Here is a 6,673-nt window from a genome sequence, read left to right on the forward strand (position 1 = left end):
GTAGGCACAGATATTTTTCCTACAGTGAAGGTATGAAAATCCTTAGTCATCAAAGCCAGAACTGCGGAATGTGGGGTTTAAGTAGCGATCGACCTCAATCAATGAACGCCACTTATTGGTACAATGAGTGGTTTGAGCCTGTCGAATCTCAGGCTGAAAATGATACCGATCGTCTAGATGAACCTGAAATAAGTTCAGGAGAAAGCTCAGAAGTTATTGACTTGAATGAGAAGACATCACTTCACTCAAATCCAGTAGTTCAAGAAGTTGTTAAGGGCAAACGCCGACCCAGAAATAAGATAACATCGCCTCACCAATTTTCGCTGTTTAATTTGGACGATTTCTAGTGCCATATTTACTGTCAGCAATGATGGTATCGCTATCACTGCAAACTCCTGAGAATTTCCCGCATTCTATGGCGTAAATTTATCAGACAGCGAACCTTAATCTTGCAACGGATAGAAGAGATTGCCCAGCTTCTTCCATGCCCGAGAAGCTGGATCTCGCCGCTTGCTCCATTCTTGAAAGGAAGCGCTGCCTTCTGAAGCAGCATTTTCGACGCCAGAAGCGCTCACTCCCAACCGTTTTGCTAGGTCAGCAGCTTTCAGGGAGCCCAGCACCATTGGAGACTGCCGTGCTGGAGCGTGTTTAGAGGAAGTTTTACGCTCGTTGGCGTTGAACTCCTTCAGTTTCTAAGGCTGCGACTCGAAGAAGCAAATCAGCAATTTCTGCTTGCAGTTGGGCGAGAATCTCCCTTGTTTCAGAAGCTACCGCAACGGCCGAGAGTCCTGGGGCTGCTTCAAAGAATTGCTTGAGGATTTTGACGAGCGCGGCACTTTCCGTTAGAGACTGCTCTGCCATGCCATGTAGTCGCGTAACTTTTGGTGCTGGTCTGGCGGCAAGTAGCCCACAATTCTGATGTTGTTGGTTGCCATTGGGTCTCTGCTTTGGGGTACTTAGTCAAGGTGAATCCGCGCTGATTTTTGAGGGGAGAACTCACTGCTGGCGCTCGCTGGCTGACCGGAGTATGCTGTCAGTATGCCTTTAAAGCACACTGACAGCGACCGTAAAGTATGCCTGTGTGTGCTATAGTAGCACAGTCAATTAGTAGCTTGATCTTGAACCGGGTTTGGAATCAAAACATGAGTAGGCTTGACTTCTGAACCCAAACTAATTGTAGAAACTGCTGTTTTGAGAACTTGTGCAGCCCAATCTACTACAGCCAGCCCTTGAGTTTTAGCCGCATCTTGCATCTGGGCTTGCAGGTCTATCGGGAGCTGTAGAGTTAAGGTAAAAGTATCTCGTTGGGCTCGTTTTGCCTTCTTGACTAACTCTGGCTCGATCCATCGATCGAGCCACAATTTACATTCAGCTCCGCGTTCGTTACCATCCTTCTCAATAAAGCTTAGTTTGCCTAGCTTGTGACAATAAAAACTCTGGGGGTTGCCTTGAATTGGCTCAAAACTACAGTGGTAGCAGTTCCAGCAGCTTCGCCATTGAGTTTCTGTCTGACTGGATGTTGCTCCCAATTCCCCAGCATTCTCTTGAGTGGCTGCTGAAATCTTACCGTCTGATGATGGATGATTGGTTGAAAGAGTTCGTTGGTTTTTGGAACTATTCTCGTTGTTAGACTTATTCGTCGAAATTTTCTTCTGGTGTTCTTCAACAACTCGGGCAACGTGAAAAGCCGTAAGTTTGCCGTTAGGAGCCGTAGCAACAGCTTGGGCCCAAGCCCTAGGCTGCTCTTGGGAGGGTAGTGCAGCGAGAGGGCGAACTTGGCGCTCATTGGCGGGAAGGATTTGTGCGCCATGGCGCACATTTTCATAGACGGTTGCCGCGTCAATCAATTGGTAGGCCCAGCGACGAGACATTTCCCACCGATTAGTGCAATAGTCTTCAAAAGTCGAGAAGTCTTGTCGGTAGAGGCGCCGATCCCGGATCTGGCGCAAAGCTTGCCCTATTTCCCAGAAAGCTTTCAAGCTCCGTTCGACTGTAGATTCCAAGCTGCTTAATTCTAATGCTTCAGCATCAGTGAGCGTACTGCTCTGGGCAGACAAATCTTTAGCGTCGGCTTTGTTTAGCTGGCAGTCCTGTGCAACTCTCGCAGTGAGTTCAGCGCGGAGAACAACAGAGAAGTTATGTGCATCAGAACCGCGAACTGTGTTGGAGGATGACATTGATGTTCCGTCCGTCTTGCGCGGTGCAAGATTAAGTATTGCATAATGCAAGAGTAGTTGCGTAATCGATTAAGGCTTTGATTGCTCAAATTTTGTAGAAAAGGGGTAAAATACAGCAGGGGCAGTCAAAAATGCGATCGTCAAAAAATTGCTCAAACCTTGCAAATACAAGGACTTTACCGTTAAATAGATGTATAGTGCCAGGTAATTTATCTGATCCGAGGTAATTTATCTGATTCTCGAAAGGTCTTGTCTCAATCCCTCCCTTTTGTAGCGGAGAGGTTTCTCTGCTACAGAAAGTAAAATAATGTACGGTAATAGCGTCAGGTAAGCACTTGTGACTGTTAGCTCTGTGTCTTCTCTTATACTCGATCGCCAAAAGCGGCTGACTCAGTTGATCGAGCTGCTGCTGAAAGAAGGCTGGACTCAAAGCGCTTTAGCAGAAGCTATCGGAGTAGATTTTTCAACAGTATATCGGTGGTTAAAGGGGAAAACGATACCCGAATCCGATTCTAAGAACTTTCGGCAACTGGCAAAGTTAAGCGGTGGCAGTACCACGACTCTGCAACTTTATTTGGACGGAGATATATCCCTATCAGTTTATCAACGCGGTTTGGATGAGGTGGCGATAGGTCAAGTGAGTGGCAGCAAGAAGATAGGCTCTGAAAAAATTAAAAAAGAAGTTTTAGCAAAGATTTATTCCCTCGATCCCGATGATATTGCCGATATCATTTCTTCATCAGTAGCATTTTTAGCCAAACTTGTATAGTTAAGTAACGAGCAGCCTGCACCATTAGGGTTTTCTGTTGAGAAACCAGAAAAATCACCGTCTCCTTCCCCACTCCCCCCAATTGGTGACAACTTAAGCGGCAGAAGCATTTGTCAATCAACAATTACGATCAGAATTGACTCGGATTTTGGCTAGAAAACTCAAATCGGGGCGATCGAGGAATCGTTAAGTATCCGAATCCTGACTCCTGACTCCAGCGATCGGTCTTAAGTTGTCAGCAAAGACTCTCCCTTACTTCTGGCGATCGCCGCTATTGCTCAGCCTTTTATCCTCTGAGCAATGTACCTCCTTACTCTATCAGACCTCAATCAAACTATTCATACTAGCCCACTACAAGAGCCACCTCTTGTTCCTTCCTATCTGCAAGAACGCTTGCAACTGCTTGTCAAGCAAATTTTAATGGGATTACCTGTCGAGCCAATTCTCAACAGTCAGCCCCAGTTCCAGCAGTGGGTTTTCCAGCTCAAAGAACTATCGCCATCACTGTTTTTACCGCAGCGAAAGTTGTTGGTTGACATTCCACTTCAAACAAAACTAGACCGAACAAAAAGGGGAGTGACAGAAGAAAATTCTTCCCCTTCTTCTCCATTTAAAGTGATACAAGTCCGTACAAATGTGGGTTTAGTCAAAGGAACACCCAGACTATTTGAGTGGGCGATTCGCCATCCTGTACTGACTTGGCAAGACCGAGTTAAGTTATGGGTAGCTGCCGAATTCTTCGAGATCGAGCCTCACAAGCTACAACTGATTATTTTGGCACTGCACCCGACTCAACCAGCAGAAAAAGTTCAGTTTGCCTGGGATAGCAAGCAACACCGACAAACTCAAAATTGGCTTTTGACTGCCATTGAACGAGAGACAGAACAAACAGTTATCAAGCTCAATGGTTATCTAACACCTCAACCGAAGGAAGTAGCAACAGCTATCAATTTGGATGAAATCAATTTGGATGAAATCAATTTGGATGAAGTCAACGAAGTGTCGATCTAATCTGTTCAGACTGTGTATAGCTCTTCTGGATTTGTGGTGGGAACGGTAGTGTGAGCCTCTCGCACGGGCTTTTCGGGTCGCATCACTAGAATTTTTACGATCACCTAAAACTCGGGAGAATCGACTTTATTACCATCCTCCTATCGAGAGACATCCACCTTCCGACGAAATTGCCCAAAAATCAATAATTTTCTTCTCTCCATAGGAGGATGACACTCTTTAATATGAGGAAAAACAATAGACTATGGATAAAATGTAGTAGGAATCTTAGCCGTGACTGCAACTACCGCCACCCAACCAAAAACAAGTCAACTAAAAACCATCCTGATAGTTGAAGATGACCCGATGATGCAGCTCGGTCTACAGCATATCCTCAATAACCAACCCCATTTAACAGTTGTCGCCCAAGCTGTTAACGGTAACGAAGCCGTCAGTGTCGCACTGCAACACCAACCAGACATTGTGCTGATGGACATTGACTTGCCCGGACTCGACGGTATTGCAGCCGCGCAGCAAATCAGAGCCGCCCTGCTACATACTCGTATCCTGATGCTCACCCACCACAGCAATCCAACTCAGGTAATGGCGGCTTTGTCCAGCGGCGCTCACGGCTACTGCGTTAAAGGCACTAACGCAGAACAACTTCTAGCAGCGATTACGGCTGTGCAAGAAGGTGGCAGCTACTTAGACCCTAAAATTGCCGACTGCGTACTGCAAAATCTCAAAACGCCGCTGCCCGATAGCTATGCGAAGGACGACATCAAGCTGACTGAACGGGAAATGCAGGTTTTGCAGCAGCTAGTTGAGGGTAAAAGCAATAAACAAATCGCTGCTCAACTAGGAATGAGCGTCCACACCGCCAAAGGTCATGTAGAGATGATTATAGCTAAATTTGAAGCGAGCGATCGCACCCAGGCTGCAGTTAAAGCACTGCGTTTGGGGCTGGTTTAGCCGTTAGAATGCAGCTTCTAATTGTTCTAAAAAAAGTGGTTTTTGAGGCGTAGCTATCGCGTAGCAAATTATGGCATCTTGTCAATCTTCAAACTTTGGCAATGTCAACCAAAACCTCGCTCCTTTTCCCAATTCGCTATCAACGCCAATCTCTCCGCCGTGAGCCTCAACAATTTGCCTGCAAATGTAAAGTCCCAATCCCAACCCTTCCCTTAAACTAACTCCAACTCCCCTCGTATAAGGCTCGAATAATCTTGCACATTGCTGAAGAGAAATTCCGGCCCCATTGTCTGCAACCGTACAGCGAACCATCTCACCTTCCTTTTTAGCTTCTACCGTCAAAATAAACCCTGACTGATTGTATTTAACAGCATTGTCGATCAGATTGCCAAACACCCGCCAGAGCTGCTGGGCATCAGCATTGACTAAAGGCAAATCGGCTGCAAAAAGCTGCTTAACCTTGACTCGATGCTGGTTGAGAATTGGTAATCTTTCAATAAGAATATTTTGGACTAAAGTGGGCAGCGACAGCGGCTTCATGGCTAAAGAAGCACTTTTCACATCAAACTGTTGTGTTGCTGTTAGTGACTCAATCAACTGGAGTTGGCGCGAACAACTTTGCACCATAACCTCCATAGTCCGCCTATCAATAGCAATGTTACTGCCAGCATCATTGAGGCGACTTCGCAGCAGCAGCGACATTCCCGATAGAGGCGATCGCAAATCGTGAGAAACAGCGTGCAACAGCATTCTTAAATTGGCTTCTGCTTGCTGTCTTTCTTGAATTTCCTGGCTTAGCTGAACATTTTGTGCAGCCAATTGCACGTTAGCGCAGCGAAGTTGCTGCTGCAAGCGCTGCATTTTAAGTTGGGCAGATACCCGCGCTAACACTTCAACAGGCTCAAAAGGTTTTATAATGTAGTCAGCACCGCCCGCTTCAAACCCTTTTACTTTGTCAAATACGTCATCTAAAGCGCTGATGAAAATTATAGGGATATCACAAGTAGCTTCAGATGCTTTAAGTTGACGACAGACTTCATAGCCATCCATACCGGGCATTTTTATGTCTAGCAAAATCAAGTCGGGTGCTTGCAACTCTACTGCTTTTAAAGCTCGCTCTCCACTAATCAGCTTCCTGACTTTGTAACCGTTTTCAATTAGTAGTTGAGAGAGCAGTTGAATGTTAGCGGGAATATCGTCAACAATCAAAACGTCAGCCAAAAATTGTTTAGTTTGCTCCATTATCTATCGCCACCAAATGACAGATTTTTAAGTTTTGTCCGAATATTGCCAACCGCTATTTTCCCAGCCGCGCTGTTCGCACCAGCAGCATTAACAGGCGACTTAACATCAGCCACCGTCACGGGTTCTTCTGGATCGTTCGGATGTGGCAGCAATGCCCGAGCGAATCGAATCCGCCGATCCAGCTCTTCATCTATATTGAGCAGTTTACCCGTCTGCTGCTCTACTGACAAAGCTTTCGCCCGCCTTTCAAGCTGCGGTCTGATGCTGCTGTCCCACAGTTGTTCAGACTCTTTAGCTCGCTTTATGTCGCCGGGCCGCACCGGAATCTTGAGAGGGTAGGGAAATAAAGCTTCCGTTCCCGTTGCGTAGGCCGGTGAAGTGATGACGCACTTGCCTTGAGGAAACCTCAGAATTTCGTCAGGACTAATCAGCGGTTTCTTTTGCAACCCACATTCCGCAGGTCTTTAAATAGAATTGATGGTTATAAAATTTAAAAATTCAAGCCTGAAGAGATTACTGG

9 protein-coding genes are annotated in these 6,673 nt (G+C 46.1%); 4 read left to right on the plus strand and 5 right to left on the minus strand.

Annotated elements, in window-relative coordinates; all coding sequences use genetic code 11:
- A partial coding sequence (locus QUB08_RS30960; RefSeq protein ID WP_333230015.1) for a hypothetical protein occupies positions 1-347 on the plus strand: 347 nt, incomplete at its 5' end.
- A 96-nt stretch (positions 348-443) separates the two neighbouring features.
- On the opposite strand, the gene QUB08_RS30965 is transcribed toward QUB08_RS30960, so the two are convergent.
- The 3 genes from QUB08_RS30965 to QUB08_RS30975 all read right to left on the minus strand — a co-directional run bounded on the left by QUB08_RS30965 (position 444) and on the right by QUB08_RS30975 (position 2,177).
- A complete protein-coding gene (locus QUB08_RS30965) occupies positions 444-623 on the minus strand; it encodes a hypothetical protein (protein WP_333230017.1) in 180 nt (59 codons plus the stop codon).
- A 37-nt stretch (positions 624-660) separates the two neighbouring features.
- A complete protein-coding gene (locus QUB08_RS30970; RefSeq protein ID WP_333230019.1) occupies positions 661-861 on the minus strand; it encodes a hypothetical protein in 201 nt (66 codons plus the stop codon).
- Positions 862-1,100: 239 nt separating this feature from the next.
- Positions 1,101-2,177 carry a hypothetical protein gene (locus QUB08_RS30975; protein WP_333230021.1) on the minus strand — a complete coding sequence of 359 codons (1,077 nt, stop codon included), beginning with the start codon at positions 2,175-2,177 and terminating at the stop codon, positions 1,101-1,103.
- 337 nt (positions 2,178-2,514) lie between these two features.
- Between QUB08_RS30975 and QUB08_RS30980 the strand changes: the two genes are divergently transcribed.
- The 3 genes from QUB08_RS30980 (at position 2,515) to QUB08_RS30990 (ending at position 4,908) form a co-directional block, all read left to right on the plus strand.
- Complete coding sequence (locus QUB08_RS30980) at positions 2,515-2,946, plus strand: helix-turn-helix transcriptional regulator (protein ID WP_332980241.1); 432 nt, start codon at positions 2,515-2,517, stop codon at positions 2,944-2,946.
- A 300-nt stretch (positions 2,947-3,246) separates the two neighbouring features.
- Entirely contained in the window at positions 3,247-3,957 is a 711-nt protein-coding gene (locus tag QUB08_RS30985; RefSeq protein ID WP_333121228.1) for a hypothetical protein, read from the plus strand.
- A gap of 273 nt (positions 3,958-4,230) precedes the next feature.
- On the plus strand, positions 4,231-4,908 hold the full coding sequence (locus QUB08_RS30990; protein ID WP_333230024.1) for a response regulator transcription factor: 678 nt from the start codon (positions 4,231-4,233) through the stop codon (positions 4,906-4,908).
- 81 nt (positions 4,909-4,989) lie between these two features.
- On the opposite strand, the gene QUB08_RS30995 is transcribed toward QUB08_RS30990, so the two are convergent.
- Positions 4,990-6,150, minus strand: a complete 1,161-nt coding sequence (locus tag QUB08_RS30995; protein WP_333230026.1) for a hybrid sensor histidine kinase/response regulator — start codon at positions 6,148-6,150, stop codon at positions 4,990-4,992.
- On the minus strand, positions 6,150-6,599 hold the full coding sequence (locus QUB08_RS31000) for a hypothetical protein (RefSeq protein WP_333230028.1): 450 nt from the start codon (positions 6,597-6,599) through the stop codon (positions 6,150-6,152). Before QUB08_RS31000 ends, QUB08_RS30995 begins: the two co-directional genes overlap by 1 nt.
- Between the last annotated feature and the right edge of the window lie 74 nt (positions 6,600-6,673).

The sequence above is a fragment of the Microcoleus sp. BR0-C5 genome (assembly GCF_036705045.1).
Taxonomy (GTDB): domain Bacteria; phylum Cyanobacteriota; class Cyanobacteriia; order Cyanobacteriales; family Microcoleaceae; genus Microcoleus.

Coding starts and splice junctions, on each gene's coding strand:
- QUB08_RS30975 (WP_333230021.1), bottom strand. CDS start 2,177: ATGTCATCCTCCAACACAGTTCGCGGTTCTGATGCACATAACTTCTCT.
- QUB08_RS30970 (WP_333230019.1), bottom strand. CDS start 861: ATGGCAGAGCAGTCTCTAACGGAAAGTGCCGCGCTCGTCAAAATCCTC.
- QUB08_RS30985 (WP_333121228.1), top strand. CDS start 3,247: ATGTACCTCCTTACTCTATCAGACCTCAATCAAACTATTCATACTAGC.
- QUB08_RS30965 (WP_333230017.1), bottom strand. CDS start 623: ATGGTGCTGGGCTCCCTGAAAGCTGCTGACCTAGCAAAACGGTTGGGA.
- QUB08_RS30995 (WP_333230026.1), bottom strand. CDS start 6,150: ATGGAGCAAACTAAACAATTTTTGGCTGACGTTTTGATTGTTGACGAT.